The 20,928-nt window shown below is 65.1% G+C and carries 16 protein-coding genes; 14 read left to right on the plus strand and 2 right to left on the minus strand.

The genetic code is table 11. The annotated features are described in order from the left end of the window. Positions 1-8: 8 nt before the first annotated feature. A complete protein-coding gene (smc, locus tag METUNV2_RS0110125; protein WP_018229359.1) occupies positions 9-3,515 on the minus strand; it encodes a chromosome segregation protein SMC in 3,507 nt (1,168 codons plus the stop codon). Between the two features lie 289 nt (positions 3,516-3,804). On the opposite strand from smc, the gene METUNV2_RS0110130 reads away from it, so the two are divergent. The 7 genes from METUNV2_RS0110130 to METUNV2_RS0110165 all read left to right on the plus strand — a co-directional run bounded on the left by METUNV2_RS0110130 (position 3,805) and on the right by METUNV2_RS0110165 (position 11,003). After that, on the plus strand, positions 3,805-4,716 hold the full coding sequence (locus METUNV2_RS0110130; RefSeq protein ID WP_018229360.1) for a bifunctional GNAT family N-acetyltransferase/nucleoside diphosphate kinase regulator: 912 nt from the start codon (positions 3,805-3,807) through the stop codon (positions 4,714-4,716). A 592-nt stretch (positions 4,717-5,308) separates the two neighbouring features. Then, entirely contained in the window at positions 5,309-6,598 is a 1,290-nt protein-coding gene (locus METUNV2_RS0110135; protein WP_018229361.1) for a glycosyltransferase, read from the plus strand. A gap of 442 nt (positions 6,599-7,040) precedes the next feature. Next, a complete protein-coding gene (locus tag METUNV2_RS19065; RefSeq protein ID WP_018229362.1) occupies positions 7,041-8,363 on the plus strand; it encodes an HlyD family type I secretion periplasmic adaptor subunit in 1,323 nt (440 codons plus the stop codon). Between the two features lie 15 nt (positions 8,364-8,378). After that, on the plus strand, positions 8,379-8,780 hold the full coding sequence (locus tag METUNV2_RS20345) for a hypothetical protein (RefSeq protein WP_018229363.1): 402 nt from the start codon (positions 8,379-8,381) through the stop codon (positions 8,778-8,780). 675 nt (positions 8,781-9,455) lie between these two features. Then, positions 9,456-10,052, plus strand: coding sequence for a calcium-binding protein (locus tag METUNV2_RS0110155; RefSeq protein ID WP_018229364.1), 597 nt, complete (start codon positions 9,456-9,458; stop codon positions 10,050-10,052). A gap of 241 nt (positions 10,053-10,293) precedes the next feature. Continuing rightward, positions 10,294-10,566 carry an AbrB/MazE/SpoVT family DNA-binding domain-containing protein gene (locus METUNV2_RS0110160; RefSeq protein WP_018229365.1) on the plus strand — a complete coding sequence of 91 codons (273 nt, stop codon included), beginning with the start codon at positions 10,294-10,296 and terminating at the stop codon, positions 10,564-10,566. A 2-nt stretch (positions 10,567-10,568) separates the two neighbouring features. Further along, the gene (locus METUNV2_RS0110165; protein WP_157281383.1) at positions 10,569-11,003 is read left to right on the plus strand and encodes a type II toxin-antitoxin system VapC family toxin; all 435 of its coding nucleotides are present in this window, start codon (positions 10,569-10,571) and stop codon (positions 11,001-11,003) included. Positions 11,004-11,056: 53 nt separating this feature from the next. Here the strand turns inward: METUNV2_RS0110165 and METUNV2_RS0110170 are convergent, their stop codons facing one another. Then, positions 11,057-11,974: a DMT family transporter gene (locus tag METUNV2_RS0110170; protein ID WP_018229367.1), complete on the minus strand. Its 918-nt coding sequence runs from the start codon at positions 11,972-11,974 to the stop codon at positions 11,057-11,059. Positions 11,975-12,049: 75 nt separating this feature from the next. Between METUNV2_RS0110170 and dapC the strand changes: the two genes are divergently transcribed. From dapC to METUNV2_RS0110205, 7 genes are read left to right on the plus strand one after another with little or no spacing between them, the layout of a single operon-like run. Continuing rightward, entirely contained in the window at positions 12,050-13,264 is a 1,215-nt protein-coding gene (gene dapC, locus METUNV2_RS0110175; protein ID WP_018229368.1) for a succinyldiaminopimelate transaminase, read from the plus strand. A 48-nt stretch (positions 13,265-13,312) separates the two neighbouring features. Next, entirely contained in the window at positions 13,313-14,131 is an 819-nt protein-coding gene (gene dapD, locus METUNV2_RS0110180; RefSeq protein WP_018229369.1) for a 2,3,4,5-tetrahydropyridine-2,6-dicarboxylate N-succinyltransferase, read from the plus strand. A gap of 48 nt (positions 14,132-14,179) precedes the next feature. Beyond that, on the plus strand, positions 14,180-15,361 hold the full coding sequence (locus METUNV2_RS0110185) for a PilT/PilU family type 4a pilus ATPase (RefSeq protein WP_008060018.1): 1,182 nt from the start codon (positions 14,180-14,182) through the stop codon (positions 15,359-15,361). Positions 15,362-15,391: 30 nt separating this feature from the next. Further along, positions 15,392-16,537 (plus strand): succinyl-diaminopimelate desuccinylase, encoded by a 1,146-nt coding sequence (gene dapE, locus METUNV2_RS0110190; RefSeq protein ID WP_018229370.1) that lies wholly within the window; start codon positions 15,392-15,394, stop codon positions 16,535-16,537. Further along, positions 16,534-17,466 (plus strand): 50S ribosomal protein L3 N(5)-glutamine methyltransferase, encoded by a 933-nt coding sequence (gene prmB, locus METUNV2_RS0110195; RefSeq protein WP_018229371.1) that lies wholly within the window; start codon positions 16,534-16,536, stop codon positions 17,464-17,466. Before dapE ends, prmB begins: the two co-directional genes overlap by 4 nt. Beyond that, positions 17,463-20,411 (plus strand): PAS domain-containing protein, encoded by a 2,949-nt coding sequence (locus METUNV2_RS0110200; protein WP_018229372.1) that lies wholly within the window; start codon positions 17,463-17,465, stop codon positions 20,409-20,411. Before prmB ends, METUNV2_RS0110200 begins: the two co-directional genes overlap by 4 nt. Positions 20,412-20,438: 27 nt before the next feature. Then, on the plus strand, positions 20,439-20,888 hold the full coding sequence (locus METUNV2_RS0110205; protein WP_018229373.1) for a response regulator: 450 nt from the start codon (positions 20,439-20,441) through the stop codon (positions 20,886-20,888). The last annotated feature ends 40 nt before the right edge of the window (positions 20,889-20,928 follow it).

Genomic DNA, 20,928 nt, shown 5'->3' on the forward strand with positions numbered 1-20,928 from the left:
TTGTTCGTTCAGACGCTGAGCGCTTCGTCGCGCAGCTTCAGCGCCGCTTCCATATCGACCTCGACCACGCGCGAACAGCCGCGCTCCTGCATGGTGACGCCGACCAGCTGTTGCGCCATTTCCATCGTGATCTTGTTGTGACTGATGAACACGAACTGCGTCGAAGCGGACATGCGCTTCACCATTTCGCAGAAGCGTTCGGTATTCGTATCGTCCAGCGGCGCATCCACCTCGTCCAGCATGCAGAACGGCGCCGGGTTGAGCTGGAAGAAGGCAAACACCAGCGCGGTCGCGGTCAGTGCCTTCTCGCCGCCGGACAGCAGCTGGATCGATGCATTGCGCTTGCCCGGCGGCTGTGCGAACACCTGCAGGCCGGCATCGAGGATTTCGTCGCCGGTCATCACCAGTCGGGCTTCGCCGCCGCCGAACAGTTCCGGGAAGATGCGCCCGAATTCGGCATTGACGCGATCATACGTGTCCTTCAGCAGCACGCGGGTTTCGCGGTCCATGCGGCGGATGGCGTCTTCCAGCGTGGCGATGGCGTCGCGCAGGTCGGTGGACTGCGCGTCCAGATAGCCCTTGCGCTCGCTGGCCTGCGCCAGCTCTTCCAGCGCAGCCAGGTTCACCGCGCCCAGTGCGGCGATCTCGCGGCCGAGGCGGCCGATTTCGCCATTGAGCGCGCCCTCCTTCACCTTTTCCGCCTCGCCTTCGGCGACCAGCGCATCGAGCCGGCCTTCCGGCAGCTCGATTTCGGCCAGCCGCTGGGCGTACTGATCGGCGTTGAGCACCGCTGCCTGCTGCTTGAGCTTCAGTTCGGCCAGCCGCTCGCGCGCCGGCGCCAGCGTGTGTTCGGTGTTCGCGCGCTGCGATTCCAGGTCGCGCAGCTGGGCGGCCAGCACTTCCTGCGCGTCGCGGCAGGTGGCCAGCACCTGTTCGCGCGCGCGCCGGTTGTCCAGCACCTGCTGCAGCCGGGCGTCGATGCTGCCTTCGTCGATCTGCGCGAATTCGTCGCTGCGCAGCGCGCGCTCAAGCTCGGCGTTCTCGAGCTGGGTTTTCGCCATGCCCAGATTGTTGCCGAGGTCAGTCAGCCGGCTGCTGCATTCGCGCTGAGAGAAATTCGCTTCCTGCAGTTCGCGCACCGCGGCCTGATCGGCAAAACGCGCTTCGCGCAGCTGGATGTCGGCGTTCTTCTGCGCGTCCAGCGACGAATCCAGCCGCATGCGCTGCACGTCGATCAGTTCGCGCGCGCGTTCGATCTCGGCATCGGCGCGTTCCAGATGCGCCTGTTCGGTCTGTTCCGCCAGTTCGACCTCGGCCCGATCGCGCGCCAGCGCCGCCTTCTGTTCGTCGAAGCGCGACACCGCCTGGGCGAGCTTGATCTGTTCCACCTGCGCGCTGTGCGCCGCCTGGGTCAGGGACTGCTGTTCGCGCCGCGCCGCCGCCTGTTCCTCGTGCGCACCGGCCAGCGCCGCTTCGGCTTCACGCAGCATTTCGCGCGCTTCGGCCAGACGGGCGTCCGCCTCGTCGATTTCGGCGCCCAGCCGTTCGATGTCGCGCGCCCGCTCCAGCACGCCGTGGGTACGCGCGTCCGGCGCGTACAGCGTGAGCGAGGCGCCATGCGCAAGCCGGCCTTCGCAGTCCACGCGCGGGCCGGTGGCGGTGACATCCAGCGACTCGACCGCGGCGACCGGGCCGAGCCACAGATCGAGCAGCGCGTTCCAGCGGGCGTCCTGCGCACGCACCCGGTGGCGCAGGCTGTCTGCCGGCACCGCAGCCGCGGCGTCCTGCCCGGGCAGCGCAAGCGTGAGGTTCTGCGGCGCCGCGCCGGCCGCACGGGCGCGGGCCAGCGTGCCGGCGTCCGGCACTTCGAGCGCGCCGAGGCGCTCGCGCAGCACGGCTTCCACCGCCATTTCCCAGCCGGCATCGACCTGCAGCGACTGCCACAGCGGCTTCGCATTCTGCAGACCGAGCGCCGCCAGCCAGGGCGCGAGCTTGCCGTCGCTCTGGGTCTTGCGCTGCAGTTCGACCAGCGCGTCGCGGCGGGCGCGGGTTTCGGTCAGCGTGCGGGTGTGGGCGCGCTCGGCGTCCTGTGCGTTGCGCACCTGGGCCTGCAGCTGCGGCACCGCGTTCTGCGCCGCGTGCAGCCGCTGCTGCGCGGCTTCCTGCGCCATCTGCAGCGATTCGAGCTTGTCCTGGGCCAGCGCCAGCGCCTCGCGGTCCGGCTCCACCAGCTGCGCCTCGTCGTGCGCGATGCGCTCGCGCCGCCCGGCCAGCGAATTCAGCGTGCGGCCGGCGTTGGCGCGATGGGTTTCCTCGACCTTGAGCTGCTGTTCGACCGCCGCCAGCTCGTGCCGCGCGACGCTGGCCTGCTGTTCGGCCTCCTGGAAGGCGCTCTCGGCCTCCGGCAGCAGGGCAGACGTGGTTTCGTGCCGCGCTTCGGCCTGTTCGATGCGGTGCGCGGCGTGGTCGGCCAGTTCGGTCCAGCGGCCGATATCGGTTTCGACGCCTTCGATGCGCGCGCGCCAGTTGGCCACTTCGCTTTCGAGTTGGGCGATGCGCGCCTGCAGCTTGTGCCGGTTCTCGGCGGCGCGCTTCAGGTCGTCTTCCAGCCGACTCGCTTCGGCGTTCGCGGTCAGCAGTTCGGCCTGGGCGGCGTGCACCGCTTCGGAGCTGGCGAAATGTTCGGTGCGGATGCGCTCCAGCGCTGCCTCGTGGTGGCGCAGCGCCGCGGTGTCGCGCTCGATGTCGTTTTCCAGCCGGCCGGCATCCTGAGCCAGGGTGTCGGCTTCGGCCGCGGCCGATCGCTGTTTCAGCGCCCACAGCAGCGCCTGGCGTTCGCTCAGCCGGCGGTTCAGTTCGGTGTAGCGGGCGGCGACTTCCGCCTGCTTCTGCAGCCGCTCGATGCGGTTGCCCAGTTCGCCGACGATGTCGTCCAGGCGCACCAGATTGTCGCGCGCATCGTCCAGCCGGCCCTGGGTTTCCTTTCGCCGCTCGCGGTATTTGGTGATGCCCGCCGCCTCTTCGAGAAAGGCGCGCAGCTCTTCCGGCCGCGCCTCGATGATGCGGGTGATCATGCCCTGTTCGATGATGGCGTAGGCACGCGGCCCGAGGCCGGTGCCGAGGAACACGTCGATCACGTCGCGCCGGCGCACGCGGGTGTTGTTGATGTAGTAATCCGACTGGCCGTCGCGCTCGAGCACGCGCTTGACCGCGATTTCGGCGTACTGCGACCACTGGCCGGCCGCCCTGCCCTGGGCGTTGTCGAACACCAGTTCGACGCTGGCCCGGCCCACCGGCTTGCGGGTGCCTGAGCCGTTGAAGATGACGTCGGTCATCGCGTCGCCGCGCAAGGCGGAAGCGCGCGACTCGCCGAGCACCCAGCGCACCGCGTCGATGATGTTGGATTTGCCGCAGCCGTTCGGCCCCACCACGCCGACCAGCTGGCCGGGCATCTGAATGGTGGTCGGATCGACGAAGGTCTTGAAACCGGCGAGTTTGAGCTTGGACAGTCGCACGGGTCTGCGGCGGGAGGAAGGACGTCGGGCTGAAAAAAGGCGGGCGAACGAGGCCCGATAGGGTGCGGATGATAGCACCGGCGCGGCTCACCGGCCTTTGCGAGGGAAAACCGGCCGCGCAGTCCGATGGTCCGGGCGCCAGCCCTTCTCCGTCGCGGCGGGGGCGGATGCTGCAGTGCATCGAACGCCTCGGCGCCGGCGTGTCGTCCTAGAATGGCGCCTCAGTCGAAAGAACCGTCATGGCACTGACCATGGAAGGCTTTCATCCTTGTCATCAATCGGGGTGAATATGAGCAAGCCTTTCATTTCCCTGTGCCCGGAAATCACCCGGGCCAACGCGCTGAATCTGATGGACTGGCTGGAGGACGAGAGCGTCATCCGCTACCTGAGCGATTCGCGTCATGTTTCCCGCCACATCGAACAGGTCATCAGCCGGGTTCAGCTGCCGGTCCTGACCCATCTGTTCAACCAGGGCGGCCGCTTCTTCATGGCCTGTGACCGGGATGACCGGTCGGTCGGCTTCGTCCGCCTGGCCAGGTCCGGCGCGGACTGCGAAATCGTGCTGGTCATCGGAGACCGCGACAACTGGGGCCGCAAGCTGGGCGCCAGTGCGCTGCGCGAAGGCATGAAGCTGGCCTTCTTCGACATGCGGGCCGAAAAACTCATTGCACGCATCCACGCCGACAACACGCGTTCGCTGAACACCTTTCTGCGCAGCGGCTTCGTACTCGACAGCGAAACACCGACGCTGAAGTCATTCACCATGAGTTCGGAGCGCTATCTGCAGCGCCTGCGCGAAGACACGGTGAATGATCCGTCCGCCATCTACATCACCGAAATCGACCAGACCCGGCTGCGCACCCTGATCGCACTGGAAGACGGGGCGGACGTGGTCGATCTGGAACACGAGATCGAGCGCGCCATCGTGGTCGAGCCGCAGCAGGTGAAACCGGATGTCGTCACGATGAACTCCCGGGCCGTGCTGCATCTGGACGACGAGGAAGTGGAAGTGGCGCTGGTCTACCCGCAGGACGCGGATGGCAGCGACAACAGGCTGTCGGTGTACTCAAGCATCGGCACCGCCATACTGGGCTACCGGGAAGGCGATGCCATCGACTGGCGTACGCCGTACCGCACCCGACGGATACGCATCGAGCGCGTGCTGTACCAGCCGGAAGCCGCGGGCGATTTTCATCTGTAGGGCGGCTCGGCTGCAGATCGAGCACCGACCGGCGTCAGCACCGCCTGGCAGGGAAACCGGCACCTCCCGTTCGCCATCGGAGGCCGGTCGCCCCTGGTGCAGCGCGATGCAGCATCACGGATGCCTGCTTCATTGCTCTGTGGCGGACAGTCCCTGACTGTGTCCCTCCAGGGTGCGGACACCGTGAAGCGGCCTGTACCTGAGGTATCTTCCACAGGTGGCCGGTCGGCATGCACGGCGGTTTTTTTCCTGAATGGCAAGGCGTGGAACAGGTGACACAGCGGCAGGAGAGACGGTCGAGGGGCGCCCGGTCACTCCGAAGTACAGGCAAGGCCCCCGCCCTTGCCGGGCTTCGGCTGCTGCCATCCTCTGCTGACATGCAACGGCTGAGGTTTCATGCGCAGACGCCCGGCCCGCTGAGCGGCGATGCCCGCCATGCCAGCCTGCGCAGCCCCACTCCGGCGTCGAGCCGGGAATCCATCTTCTGTGCGCAAATCCGCGTCTTTCTGCCGTGGCCGGTTTCCTCGCGGACCGGATCTGGCATGCGCACCCGCACAGGTCGAGCACCCATGCTTCAGCCCTTGCCATGAGAGTGCTGGTATCCGCCGCAGGCAGTCATGGTGATGTACTGCCCTTTGTCGCGCTGAGCCGCGAACTGGCCGCACGCGGGCACGAGGTCTTTTTCTATGCGAACCCGTACTTCCGCGACTGCGTCCCGGATGGCGGCATCCGCTTCGTGCCGGTCGGCGCCGTCGGTGACCACGCCACGCTGATGGCCGAGCTGTCGGATGACGACCCGAATCGCGCGTTCAAGCGCGTCACGCGGGAGCTGGTCGGACTGTGCCCGCAGTTCCATCGCGCGATGCAGTCCGACGTGCGCCCCGGCAATACCCTCGCCCTCGGCAGCTCATTGCTGTTCGCAGCCCGGCTGCTGCGCGAAACCGACGCCGTGCCCTGTGCAACCGTTCATCTGTCGCCCTCGGTGTTCCGGTCAGATGCGCGCCCGCCGCGACTGGTGCCGAACTGGATCACGGCACGCACACCTTTCCTGCTGAAGCGGGCGGCCTGGTGGCTGCTGGACAGCGCGTTCTACGACCCCAACGTCACCGCCCCCTTCAACCGCTATCGGGCTGAACTGGGCCTGCCTCGTGTCGATCGCGTATTCCGTTCGTGGATACACGATGCGGACTGCGTGCTCGGACTGTTTCCGGACTGGTTTGGCGACCCGCAGCACGACTGGCCGCCAGGCATCGCGCTGTGCGGCTTTCCGCTGTATGACCAGGGCCCCGCGCGCCCGATGACGCCCGCGCTCGAAGCTTTCCTCAGCGACGGCCCGCCGCCTGTCGCCTTCTCCGCAGGCACGGCCACCGCCTCCGCAGGCGCATTCTTCGCAACCTCGGTCGCCGCCGCGCAGATCGCCGGAGTGCGCGCGATTCTGCTGACACCCTTCGCGCAGCAGCTGCCGCGCCGCTTGCCCGACGGCGTTCTCCACGTGGATTACGCCCCGTTCAGCGCGCTGCTGCCCAGGCTCGCCGCCTTCGTCCATCACGGCGGCATCGGATCCACCAGCCAGGCGCTGCGCGCAGGCGTGCCCCAGCTCATCCGGCCGTCCGCCTACGACCAGTTCGACAACGCTGACCGCGCGGTAAGCCTGGGGGTGGCAAAGGAAATCCTGCCGCGTCGGTACGTACCTGAAGCGGTGTCCGCGGCCCTGGAAGACATGCTTGCTGACGCGGCCCTCTCCAGGCGTTGCAGCGAAATCGCCGCACGTCTCGTCGGCAACGAGACCATCGGAAAAGCCTGCGACACCCTGCTCGACCGGCTTGGGCCGCTCGCTTCGGCCGGGCGCTTCGCCTCACCGCCGGCCGAGAATCAGCGCTGAGCGACCGTTTCCCTCTCCCTGTCCCCGGGCGCCTCCAGGTGCCCGGGGACAGGCTGGCCGCGACAATCTCCTCCAGCGGCGAGTCGCCGCGCAGTCCGGCCACCTCCCACCGGTCTGAACCCCGCGCGGACAGCGCTCATCGGATGAAGACCGATCGGGCCTTTGAATTCACATGACATCGATGTGTGTTCAAACAAACGTCTTTCGCACTCTTCAGATGCCGGCCTTCTGTCGCCTCACGTTCATCCTCAAGAAAATCGGGAATCTCATCTGACACGCAAACGCAATGTTTGCGTCGTGGGCTGCGTGAGCGCGTGCCAACGCGAGCTCGTGTTACCTCATCGGAAGTCAAGGCGCCAGAACTCATCCTTACGGATGAATGCCAGTCCGAACGATTCCATTTACATAGACATTCGTTGCCATCTAAATAGAAACCGCCGTCGTGTGCCGCATCCATGTACGCGACGGGCAGCACGTCGACGCCGGACAACTGCTGGTCGAACTCGAAGCCGCCGCCACCGCCCCCGAAACCGAAACCCAGCGCGCGCACCAGGCTCTCAACGCGGCCCGGCTTGAGGCCGCGCGTTATGCAGCGCTCGCTGGCGCGGGCCAGGCCGTGCGGGTGCAGGCTATCCCCGGCATCGCACCCGACGACTTGCGTGCAGAGCAGCGCGCCGCGCAGAGCCAGTACCTCGAACATCGGGCAAGGCTGTCCAGCCTCGACACCGAGATCGGCCGTCGCGGCGCCGAACTGGCGGCCTCGCGCGAACTGGTGCAGAAACTCAAGGAAACCCTGCCCATCGCCCGCTCCCGCGCCGAGGACTACAAGAATCTGGTCGAACGCAACTTCGTATCGCGCCACGGCTACCTCGAACGCGAACAGGTGCACATCGAACAGGAGCGCGACCTCGGCTACCAGGAAGCGCACGCCCTTGAACTGATGGCAGGCATCGAAGAAGCACGCAGCCGGCACGCCGCACTCATCGCCGAATTCGAACGTAATGCCATCGCCGCACAACTCGAAGCACAGAAGCGCGTCAACCAGCTCGAACAGGAACTGATCAAGGCGCGCACGCGCGAAGTGCAGCAGAAACTCATCGCCCCGGTCGCCGGCACCGTTCAGCAACTGGCCATCCACACCGAAGGCGGCGTGGTAACCGAAGCGCAGCCACTGATGGCCATCGTGCCGGACGAACAGCAGGCCGAAGTCGAGGCCTTGCTTGAAAACTGCGACGTCGGCTTCGTCCAGCCTGGCCAGCGCGCAGTGATCAAGGTCGAAACCTTTCCCTTCACCCGCTACGGAACGATAGAGGGCGAAGTCGCCTTCGTTTCACAGGATGCCGTCGCAGATGAAAAGAAGGGGCTGGTGTTCCAGGCGCGGGGCCGGCTCAAGCGCCCCGAATGGAAAGTGGACAAGCGCATCGTGCCGCTGTCGCCGGGCATGGCGGTGACCGCAGAAATCCACACAGGCAAGCGTCGGGTGATCGAGTACTTCCTGGATCCGATACGCAAGACGGTCAACGAAAAGCCTGGCGGAGCGCTGACCGTGAGACTGCTCGTCATCCACCAGAACTTCCCTGGCCAATTCCGCCATCTCATTCCGCACTGGGCGAAAGAACCGGGTTGGCAGGTTGTAGGCATAGGCCGCGATACCGCGCCCGTTTTGAAGTGTGTGCCCTGGCTCAGATACCGCCTCCATCGAGAAGGTAACAAGCAACAGCAACCCTACCTGCGCAATATGGGACTGAGCGTCTTGCATGAATAGCCCGTCGCGATCGTAATGCTCAACTTGAAGCCTCGACCAGACGTGAGTCTGGTGCATTCAGATTGGGACGAAACGCTCTATGTGAAGGATGTCTTCCCGGAGGCACGCCCGATTCACAACTGCGAGCGCCATCACGGATCGTCGGACAGCGTCAACCCCGAGTTGGCGCCAACCTTTGACGACATCACACACATGCGTAGGTTGAACACCGAGCACACGCTCAATCGGACCAACTGCGATGCTGGCAGCAGGCCGGCTCTGCAGCAAAAGAGTCGTCCCCTCGAACTAATCCCGTCGAAGATAGAGGCAGCTCACGAAGGGGCCAACATGCCTCTCCTTTATCCAAGTCCTAACGAGCGAAATTACATCCCCATCTGCCTCAGAGTCCAGCAAGCAATCATCCAGCACCTGACATAAAAAAACTGAAGTACACAGAGGCAATCATAAAGCATTCAGAATTTCAACATATTGGATACAAAAGAACTTGCCTATACCATCGCTTGACTTCGAGCAAGCACACCTTCCGTTCAAGAAACTAATTAGCGACCAAGAAATGATGGCGAGATTTCAAGCAAACAGAGCTGGCTTCAACTTGCTTGTCCGCGATGCCCAGCGCACTAAAGATGGCGGAGAAGATGTATAGCCAAAGCAACTTGATGACCCTGCGCTTGCAAAAAGCCTCGGAATAAATTGGATTACACGAAAGAGAGATTACTCAAGTTCAAAGACCATCTGCTTACCTCCAACCGACTCAAACAACAACGTTTGTTCAGAGATGGTTTTTCAATGGGGCGAAATATCATTGATCGCAGACAAAACACGGTTTATAGAAAGAAACCTCTGGCCCTATAGCAACCTTGTGAAATCTTATCTCTTCCTACCAAACCAAAAACCAACGACCACTCAGATCAACGCTTCGGACGCAAAAAGCCACGATCAAACGAGCGCGAATCGATCCGAAATCGTTTCATCCCTTGACGAAATGTGGCCCGCCGGGTGGCCAACTGAAATTGACACCCCACCATGCCTGACTCGCCGCATTGGCGATGGCTGGGCACTTCAATTATGCAGGAACCAAATAGGAGGGTAACAATGGAAAGCCAGAACTACAAATTTAGCGATGCTTCGCTTGAATATGTAAGACGTGAATCTTCGATCAATCTGGCTCTGGCTGCCAAACTTGAAGAGTTAATACTGACCGGAGCAGCCACCGATGGCATCGGCAATCTTCTGAACAACCGAATCGTCGGGAACTCACTGGACAACGTTCTAGAGGGCGATATCGGCGCGGACAGGTTACTGGGGGGCGCCGGTAACGACACCTACAAGTTCTCTCGTGGTGACGAGGACGACACCATTTTGGAGTCGGACACTACGTTGGGCAACCAGGACGTTCTGAACTTCGAATCAAACGTCGCATATGACCAACTCTGGTTTACAAGGGTTGGCTCCGATCTAGAAATCAGCGTTATCGGGACGACGGATCGAGTTACGGTAAGTAACTGGTATGAGGGGAGTGCTTCACGTATCGAGCAGGTCGCCGCCAGCGACAAGATCCTGGTCGATACGCAGGTACAGGCGCTGGTCGATGCCATGGCGTCGATGACGCCTCCCCCGCTCGGTCAGACCGCCTTGTCGGCCGCTCAGGTCAGCGCGCTCCAGCCGGTGTTGGCAAGCAGCTGGCAATAAGGTGTAGCCCAGACAGCCGAGGTAGCAGGGCCTTCGCCCTGCTACCTCTGCCCGCAGAGGCGAACTTACGAGCGGTACTTCGAAGTGGAGCATGGGCTCGCCCCATACGAGGGCAACGCCAAGATGCCTGCACGTAGCCCTTCAGCGAGGTCGTGTGTTCAAGCGCGAAACTGCCTCTGATGTTCTTTGGCGCCGCTCTCAGGTAGGATTCTTACTTCAAATTCCTACTCGGGAGTATGAGATGCTCGTCACCGAAAAAGGACAGGTCACCATCCCCAAGCACATACGCGACGCTGCAGGCGTTGCGCCAGGCAGCGAGGTGACGTTCAGCCTTGAAGGCAGCAAGATCGTCATCACCCCTGTCGGCACAGGCGTCAAGGAAGACCGTCGGGCTCGGCTCAGGGCCGCCGCTGTAAAGGTACACGGCAGTCTGGGCGCCGAATTCAGGCAGATGGGCGCGGACGAAATCATGCATTTCATCCGCGGCGATGACCCCGCCGACGGCGCCGCGTAGTGATGCTCGCCAGTCTTGCCAGCTATGACGGCTCGGCCGGCGTGCTGGTCGATACGAATGTCTGGGTGGACTGTATCGACGATGCCAGCCCCTGGCATGAGTGGGCGGTTGAGCAATTGCAGCGCTGCAGCGAGCGGTACCCCCTGCACGTGAACATCGTCATCTACACCGAGCTGCTGATTCCCGACCCGGACATCGGCGCCCTGGATGCGATGCTGGATATCTATGAAACCTCGCGGACGCCCTTGCCATGGGCTGCCTCGTCCCTCGCCGCGGCTGCCTTCGCACTGTACCGACGCCGCGGCGGCGGCCGGGACAAGCCGCTTCCCGACTTCTTCATCGGTGCTCACGCGGCCGTCTCCAATTTGAGCGTACTGACCCGCGATCCGAAGCCGTACCGGAATTACTTCGCACGGCTGTCAGTCATCGCACCTTGACACGTGACTTACCGACCGGAGCTGTCCAGTAGCGCATCGAACTGCGCCGACGATCAGACTTCGCCTCCGGCGTCCTGATCTGTCCGCTCCGGCTCCAGATGCCCCGAGAACAGACTGGCCGCGATGATCATCGCGCCGCCGGCCCATTCCTTGACGCCCATCACCTCGCCCGCCAGCCACCAGGACGAGATCGCGGCGACCACCAGTTCGAACAGGAAAAGCGCGATTGCGGCGTTGGCGCTGATGAAGGTGATGCCGTACTGCACCACCAGATTGACCACCAGCAGCACGCCGGCCACCACGGCCAGCAGCAGCCAGGTTTCGGCGCTGGCGGCGGCGACCTGCTCCAGCGGCGATTCGCCGCGCAGCCAGGCGATCAGCGGCGCCATGCAGATCACGCCGAGGAAGACTGCCATCACCTTCTGTTCTATCTCGATGTGGGCGGTGCGGCGGATCAGCACATTGGTGAGCGCGAAGCACACGCCAGCCCCCAGACCCACCCACTCCGCGGTGCCGGATGGCCAGGGCAGGCCGAGTTCCGGCCGCCACAGCATGACGAAGGCACCGGCCAGCGACAGCGCGATCACGCCGGCGCCGGCCCGGCTCAGCCGTTCGCCGAGCAGCAGGCGCGACAGCAGCACGGTCCATAGCGGCGACAGGTAGAACAGCAGCAGCACCCGCATCACCACGCCATCCAGCGTGCCGAGCACGTAGCCGATATTGGTGCCGGCCGCGGCCAGCGCCAGCGCGACAAACCAGAAACTGGGCCGGGTTCGGCGCAGTACCGGCCACAGCGGCCCCAGTCCGAACAGGAAGGCCAGGCCGTAAGTGATGAAGGTGGCGGTGACGCCGCCGACGCCGGCGGCGTCGATCACACGGTAGGGGTACCAGATCAGGCCCCACACGACCGCGCCGGCCAGCAGTGCGATCGAGGGCAGCAGCCGTGACGACGGCCGGCGGGAAGTGAGCATCGGGACGTATACTTACGGGTTTACGGGCGCCGCCGTCGGCGCCACCGGCTTCAAGAACCGAAACTGCTGACTTTCATGCTGAACGACACCCTGCCCGTCACGCCCCATCTGTCGCTGCTCCAACCCTATCCCTTTGAAAGACTGAAGGAACTGACCGCCGGCGTGAGCGGACCGGCCGATCTGCCGCTGGTGCGCCTGTCGATCGGCGAGCCGCAGCATGCCACGCCGCAACTGATCAAGGACGCGCTGACCGGCGCGCTGGATGGCCTCGCGGTGTATCCGACCACCGCCGGCATCGATGCGCTGCGCGAGTGTATCGCGGCCTGGCTGCAGCGCCGCTACAGCCTGCCGGCGGTCAGCGCGGCGACCCAGGTGCTGCCGGTGAACGGTTCGCGCGAGGCGCTGTTCTCGTTCGCGCAGTGCGTGATCGACGGCAGCCGGCCGGACGCCAAGGTGCTGGCGCCCAACCCCTTCTATCAGATCTACGAAGGCGCGGCCCTGCTGGCCGGCGCGCAGATCGCCTTCTACAACCAGCTGCCGGAAGACCGCTTCGCCTGCAATTTCGACCGCATTCCGGAGGCGGACTGGAAGGGCGTGCAGCTGGTCTATGTGTGCTCGCCGGCCAATCCCTGCGGCAAGGTGATGACGCTGGACGAATGGCACACGCTGTTCGAACTGGCCGACCGCCACAACTTCGTCATCGCCTCCGACGAGTGCTATTCGGAAATCTATTTCGACGAGGCGGCCCCGCCGCTCGGCGGCCTGCAGGCCGCGCAGGCGCTCGGCCGCAGCGCGTTCGAGCGGCTGGTGGTGTTTTCCAGCCTGTCCAAGCGCTCCAACGTGCCCGGCCTGCGCTCCGGCTTCGTCGCCGGCGACGCGCGCCTGCTCAAGCGCTTCCTGCTCTACCGCACCTACCACGGCAGCGCGATGGGGCTGGCGGTACAGCGCGCCAGCATCGCCGCGTGGTCGGACGAGGCGCACGTGCGCGACAATCGCGACCAGTACCGCGCCAAGTTCGCGGCGGTGCAGCCGCTGATCGCCTCGGTCATGGAATCGCCGCTGCCGGACGCCAGTTTCTACCTGTGGGCGCGCACGCCGATCGACGACGCCGAGTTCGCCCGGCGCGTGCTCGCCGAATATAATGTTGCAGTCTTGCCGGGCAGCTACCTCGCCCGCACGGCCCACGGCATCAATCCGGGGGCCGGTTTCGTCCGCATTGCGCTGGTGGCACCCGCCAGCGAGTGCATCGAGGCCGCCGAACGCATCGTGCAGTTCTGCCGCGCACTCTGAGCCGCGGCACCACGACCCTCTCACATCGAAAACTACGGGACACCCTCCATGCAGGCCGCACAGCAGATCATCGAAACCGCCTTCGAAAACCGCACCCAGTACTCGCCGGACAACTTCCCGGCCGAAGTGCGCGAAGCCATTGAATACGTACTCGCCCAGCTCGACAGCGGTGCGCTGCGCGTGGCTGAGCGCATCGACGGCCAGTGGGTCACCCACCAGTGGATCAAGAAGGCGGTGCTGCTGTCCTTCCGCATGGAAGACAACGTGGTGATGGACGGCGCCGAAACCCGCTACTTCGACAAGGTGCCGATGAAGTTCGCCGGCTACGACGACGCGGCCTTCCGCGCCGGCGGTTTCCGTGTGGTGCCGCCGGCCACCGTGCGCCGTGGCGCCTACATCGCGAAGAACGCGGTGCTGATGCCGTCCTACGTGAACATCGGCGCCTACGTCGGTGAAGGCACCATGGTCGACACCTGGGCCACCGTCGGTTCCTGCGCCCAGATCGGCAAGAACGTGCACCTGTCGGGCGGCGTCGGCATCGGCGGCGTGCTGGAGCCGGTGCAGGCCAACCCGACCATCATCGGCGACAACTGCTTCATCGGCGCCCGTTCGGAAGTGGTCGAAGGCGTCATCGTCGAAGACAACTGCGTGATCTCGATGGGCGTGTACATCGGCCAGAGCACCAAGATCTACGACCGCGCCACCGGCGAGGTGATGTACGGCCGCGTGCCGGAAGGTTCGGTCGTGGTGTCCGGCAACCTGCCGTCGGCTGATGGCAAGTACAGCCTGTACTGCGCCGTCATCGTCAAGCGCGTCGATGCGCAGACCCGCGCCAAGACCAGCATCAACGAACTGCTGCGCGCCTGATCCCGCACAGTCCGACCCACTGAAGATGTCGCCGGCGGAGGCCCTCGCGTGATTCTCGACAAGCTGTTCCAGGTCATGGCGGAGAAGAACGCCTCCGACATCTTCATTTCGGCCGGCGCGCCGATCGCGATCAAGATCCAGGGCACCACGGTGCCGATCAACCAGCGCGTGATGGATCCGGAAACGATCCAGCGCATGGCTTATGAAATGCTCAGCGAAGAGCAGCAGCAGAAGTTCGAGAAGACGCGCGAACTGAACCTGTCCTTCGGCCGGCGCGACCTCGGCAACTTCCGGGTCAACATGTTCTGGCAGCGCGGCAGCATCGCCATGGTGGTGCGCTACATCCTGGGCGACATCCCGCCGCTGGACACCCTCGGCCTGCCGCCGGTGCTGACCGACATGATCATGGAGAAGCGCGGCCTCATCCTGGTCGTGGGCTCCACCGGTTCCGGCAAATCGACCACGATGGCCGCGATGATCGACTATCGCAACGCCAACAAGTCGGGCCACATCCTGACGGTCGAAGACCCGATCGAATACCTGTTCAAGCACAAGAAATCCATCGTCAATCAGCGCGAGATCGGCATGGACACCGAGGGCTGGGCGCCCGCGCTGAAGAACGCCATGCGTCAGGCGCCGGACTGCATCCTGATCGGTGAAATCCGTGATCTGGAAACCATGCAGGCGGCACTCGCCTACGCCCAGACCGGTCACCTGTGCCTGGCGACGCTGCACGCGAACAACGCCCACCACGCGCTGAACCGCATCGTCAATTTCTTCCCGCTGGACAGCCGTCCGCTGCTTTTCCTCGACCTGTCGGTCACGCTCAAGGGCATCATTTCGCAGCGTCTGGTGCGCAAGCCGGACGGCCGCCGCATGCCGGCGGTCGAGGTGCTGCTGAACACCCGCTACATTTCCGAACTGATCGAGCGCGGCGAGGTAAACAGCGTGAAGGAGGCGATGGAGCGCAGCATGGCGCCCGGCTCGCAGACCTTCGAACAGGATCTGTTCCGTCTCTACCGCGAAGGCGAAATCACGCTGGACGAGGCGCTGTCGAATTCCGACTCGCCGACCAATCTGTCCTGGCTCATCAACAACTCGCAGTTCGGCACGCCCGAGTCGCCCAAGCCCGATGCGCAGAGCATCGACATTCCGGACCTCGAAGCGACCGAGCCGAGCGGCGCATCCTTCGCCGAGTTTTCGCTCAATCTCGACGACAGCGGCCGCTGAGCGCCGCTGCGTCCTTCCGGAACTTCCCTGATGTCCGAAGCCACTCTGGCGCTCACCCGTCAGCTCATTTCCACGCGGTCGGTGACGCCGGTCGATGGCGGCTGTCTCGAAACCATCGGTACGCGGCTGGCCGCGGCCGGTTTCACGCTCGAGCGCATCGACGCCGGCGGCGTGTCCAATCTGTGGGCGCGTCGCGGCAGTGCAGCGCCGCTGTTCTGTTTCGCCGGCCACACCGACGTGGTGCCGACCGGTCCGCTCGACCAGTGGCACAGCGACCCGTTCGAACCGGTCATCCGTGACGGCATGCTGTACGGCCGCGGTGCGGCCGACATGAAGGCCTCGCTGGCCGCCTTCGTCACCTCGACCGAGCGCTTCGTCGCGCGCTGCCCGGACCACGCCGGCTCGATCGCCTTCCTGCTCACATCGGACGAAGAAGGCGATGCCATCGACGGCACGGTGCGCGTGGTCGAAACGCTGGCGGCACGCGGCGAACGCCTCGATTACTGCGTGGTGGGCGAACCGACCTCGGTCACCCGCGTCGGCGACATGATCAAGAACGGGCGACGCGGCTCGCTGTCCGGAAAGCTCACGGTCAAGGGCGTGCAGGGCCACATCGCCTACCCGCATCTGGCGAAGAACCCGATCCACCTGTTCGGGCCGGCGCTGGCCGAACTGGCCGCGGTGACCTGGGACGAAGGCAACGAGTACTTCCCGCCCACCAGCTGGCAGATTTCAAACATCAAGGCCGGCACCGGTGCGACCAATGTCATTCCGGGCACGCTGGAAGTGCTGTTCAACTTCCGCTTCTCGACCGCCAGCACGCCGGACGGGCTGAAGGCGCGGCTGACCGCCATTCTCGACCGCCACGGACTGGACTACGACATCGCCTGGACGCTGGGCGGCAGACCCTTCCTCACGCCGCGCGGCACGCTGGTCGATGCCGCCGCCGCCGCCATCCGTGACGTGACCGGACTGGACACCGAACTGTCGACCACCGGCGGCACCTCGGACGGCCGCTTCATCGCCGACATCTGCACCCAGGTGGTCGAGATCGGCCCGAGCAACGCCACCATCCACAAACTGAACGAATGCGTGGCGGTGGCCGACATCGAGCCGCTGTCTCGCATCTATGAAAACCTGCTCGACCGCCTGCTCGGTCCGGACTCCGCCGCATGAAACTGAAATCTTCCGAAAAGACGCCCGCCCCGAAAAAGACCCTGCCGCCGGAAGAACTGCTGTCGGTCCGCGACTGGCTGCGCTTCCTGATGAGCCGCATGGGCGCGGCCGAAGTGTCCTTCGGCCAGGGCTTCGTCGACGCCTGGGACGAGGCGGTGTATCTGGTGCTGCACACGCTTCATCTGCCGCTCGACCGGCTGGAGCCCTTTCTCGACGCGGCGCTGACCGTCGATGAGTGCGAACGCCTGATGCGCGTGGTCGAGCGCCGCTGCGAAGAACGCGAACCGGCCGCCTACATCACCGGCGAAGCCTGGCTCGGCGGTCTGCGCTTCCGGGTCGATCCGCGCGTCATCATTCCGCGTTCGCACATTTTCGAACTGATGCAGGACGGTTTTTCGCCCTGGCTGGACGACACCGGCGCCCCCAGCCGCATCCTCGACCTGTGCACCGGTTCGGCCTGTCTGGCCATCGCCGCCGCCCACACCTTCCCGGACGCGGAAGTGGACGCGGTCGACCTGTCGGCCGACGCGCTCAAGGTGGCCCAGCTCAACATCCATGACCACGGTCTGCGCGACCGGGTCGAGGTGCTGCACGGCGACCTGTTCGAGCCGCTCGAAGGCCGCCGCTACGACCTCATCCTGTCCAATCCGCCCTATGTGACCGATGCCGCGATGGACGCGCTGCCGGAGGAATTCCGCAAGGAGCCGGCGATGGCGCTGGGCGCCGGCGCCGACGGCATGGACATCGTGCGCCGCATCGTCGCCGAAGCCGGCCGTCACCTGAATCCGGGCGGTCTGCTGCTGGTCGAGATCGGCCACAACCAGGCAGAAACCGAAGCCGCCCTGCCCGACCTGCCGCTGGTCTGGCTGGACACCGATTCGGCCAGCGCGCCGGTGTTTCTGCTGCGGGCCGAAGACCTGGCGCAATGAGCGAAGCGGAACACCCGCCCGCTGCCGGACAGGGCCGCGGTGCGGATGCCGGATCGCCGGCACGCGCCCGCCGGCACAGCCATTCGCGGGCACTGTGGCAGGGCCTGGCGCTCGGCCTGTTCGTGCTCATGGTGTCGCTCGGTCTGGCCGCACTGTCCGGCCGCGATGACACCGCAGCAGTGCATGCCACGCTCGGTCACGAACTGGCCGAAGCGCTCGCCGACAAGCGGGCGGACGCGGTCCGGCGTGCGCTGGCCCAGGCCGCGCAGCGCGACCAGCTGATCGCGGCCTCGGTACGCGACGCCGACGGCGCACTGATCGCCGAACTGAAGGGCGCACCGCCCACCGGCAGCGAACGCCATCTGCAGATCGACGGCAACATTCTCCACCAGGGGCGTCCGGTCGGCCTGCTGTCCGTGGTCCGTCTGCAGGACAGCGGTGGCAGCCTGCTGGTGCGCACACTGCTGCCGGCAATCGCGCTGGCCGGCTTCTGCGTGCTGGTCGCCTGGGGCGCCGGCACCACGCTGCGACGGCGCCTGGCGCCCTCGCTGTCCGCGCTCGAAGGCGCGAGCGCGGTCATCGCCCAAGGCGGCCGGCCCAGTCTCGACCGCATCACCGACAGCCTGCTGGCACCGCTGGCACGCGCGCTGGAAAACGCCGCCTTCACGCTGTCGACCCGGCGCGACGAGGCCGCGGCACGCGAACAGCGTCTGGGCCGCATCGTGCGCGCCCACGACGAAGCCGAATGGGAATGGTGGCCGGCCTCAGGTGAAACCTGGTACAGCCCGCGCTTTCCGGAACTGCTGGGCTATACCGCGAACGACGCCTTTGAAAGCCAGTTCAAGTGGCGTGCAGCGGTGCATCCGGACGATGCCGGCACGGTTCGTCGGGCGCGTGAACGGCTGGTGCGCGGCGATCTGCAGCGCACCGACGACCCGATACGGCTGCGCGTGCGCGACGGCACCTACCGCTGGTTCCGGCTGCGCGCCAGCGCCGACCGCGACGCGCAGGGCGGTGCCCGCTGCGTGTCCGGCACGCTGGAAGACGTGACCCGCGAACGCATGACGCTGGATGCGCTGCGCGAAAGCGAGGCGCGGCTGTTCCACGCGGTGCGCGGCTCCTTCGACGGCGCCTGGGACTGGGATCTGGGCGCCGGCCGCTACTTCCTGTCACCGCGGCTCAGCGAAATCCTCGGCATTTCGCAGGCGCAGCAGCCGCAGACCCATGACGATCTGCTGGAGCGTGTTCATCCGGACGATCTGGCGCGGCTGCAGCACGCGATCGACGAACACTTCCTGCGCCGCGAATCGTTCGACATCGAATACCGCATGCGCCATGCCGACGGCCGCTACCTGTGGGTGCGCGACCGCGGCCTCGCCACCCGCAGCCCCAACGGCAAGGTGCTGCGCTTTTCCGGCTCGATCACCGACATCACCGAACGCAAACTGGCGGAAGAGGCCGTGGTCAGGCTGGCCGCCGAAAAGCAGGCGCTGCTGGACGACGTGCCGGTGGCCATCGTCTATGTGCGCGACAACCAGATCGCCGACTGCAACCGGCGCTGCGAAGAAATCTTCGGCTACCGGCAGAGCGAACTGATCGGCTGCACGATGGACCTGTTCTTCAACAGCTACCACGAACTGCCTGCGCTGCTCGAAGGGGCCGGCCGCAACGCGCCGCAGCCGCACGCGCAGGAAGCGATGCTGATGCGGCGCGACGGCAGCCCGCTGCACGCCTATGTTTCGGTACGCCAGGTCAGCACCCGGACCAGCTCACCGGAAGAAACGATCTGGATCTTTTCCGATGACACGGCACGCCGTCGCGCGCTGGATGCCGCCCGTCGCGAAGAGCACTTCTCAGCCGCACTGGTGCGCAGCATGCCCGGCGTGTTCTTCCTGGTCGACGCGCGCGGCGCACTGCGCCGCTGGAACGAGAACCTGCAGACCGTGACAGGCCATGGATCCCCTGACCTGATCGGCAAATCCGCACTCGACCTGTTCCCGGAGGTGTTCCGCCCGCTGCTGCGGCGACAGGCCCGGCGCGCGCTCACGCATCGCGACTCCAGCTTCGAGGCCGACCTGCTGTCGGCCGGCGGCGAGCACCTGACCCACGCCTTCAGCCTGTACCGGCTGGATCTCGACGGCCTGCCCCATCTGCTCTGCACCGGGCTGGACATCCGCGCCCAGAAGGAAGCCGAGCGCAGCGTGCTGGCGATGAACCAGCGCCTGGAAACCCGAGTTCGCGAACGCACCGCCGAACTGCTGACCGCGATGCGCGAACTGGAAAGCTTCAGCTATTCGGTGTCGCACGATCTGGCAGCACCGCTGCGTGGCATCGACGGCTTTTCGCGCATGATCGAGGAAGACTATGCCGACCAGCTCGACGAGCGCGGTCGCGACTATCTGAATCGCATACGCGCGGGCACCCAGCGCATGCACCGGCTGATCGATGACCTGCTTGGCCTGGCCCGCATCACGCGCAATGAAATGAACCGCCAGATGGTGGATCTGAGCACCGTGGCCGGAGAGCTGTGTTCCGAACTGACCAAGTCGGAGCCGGACCGGCGGACAGAATTCCTCATCCAGCCGTCGATGCGCGTGTATGCTGACGCCAATCTGCTGCGCATCGCGCTCGACAACCTGCTGCGCAATGCCTGGAAGTTCACCAGCCGCCACGATGGCGCACGCATCGAGATCGGTTGCTTGCAGCATGATCGAGAGCTCGTGTATTTTGTGAAGGACGACGGCGCGGGCTTTGACATGCGTTACGCAACAAAGCTCTTCGGCCCCTTCCAGCGGCTGCACTCGGTGGGCGAATTCTCTGGCAGCGGCATCGGACTGGCCATCGTGCACCGCATCGTCCAGCGGCACGGAGGCCGGATCTGGGCAGAAGCCGAAGTGGAACGCGGCGCATGCTTCTTCTTTACGCTGGAGCCCGCCGCGCAATGATGCAGGCGACCTGACAGGCTGTTTTTTATGGCAAGCGAACGCCCGATACTGCTGGTTGAAGACAATCCGGACGACGAAGCGCTCACGCTTCGCGCCTTTCACAAGAACCGCATCGCGAACGAAGTCGTGGTCGCCCGTGACGGAGTCGAAGCGCTCGACTACCTGTTCGGCACCGGCGCCTACGTCGGACGCGATCTGTCGGTGGCACCGGCCGTCATCCTGCTCGACCTGAAGCTGCCGCGCGTCGATGGCCTCGAAGTGCTGCGCCGCGTCCGGGCCGACGCCCGTACCAATCTGCTGCCGGTGGTCATCCTGACCACTTCGCGCGAACAGCAGGACATCTACGAGGCCTACCAGCTCGGCGCCAACAGCTACATCCGCAAGCCGGTGGATTTCGAGAAATTCATCTACGCGGTCGGCCAGCTTGGCCTGTACTGGCTGGTGCTGAACGAACCGGTCGATCCGCCGGGGATCTGAGCGCGGTCGCCGCAGCCACGGCGCCCTGCCACAGACTGGG

Origin of the sequence: Methyloversatilis universalis EHg5, assembly GCF_000378945.1 — a bacterium.
Taxonomy (GTDB): Bacteria; Pseudomonadota; Gammaproteobacteria; order Burkholderiales; family Rhodocyclaceae; genus Methyloversatilis; species Methyloversatilis universalis_A.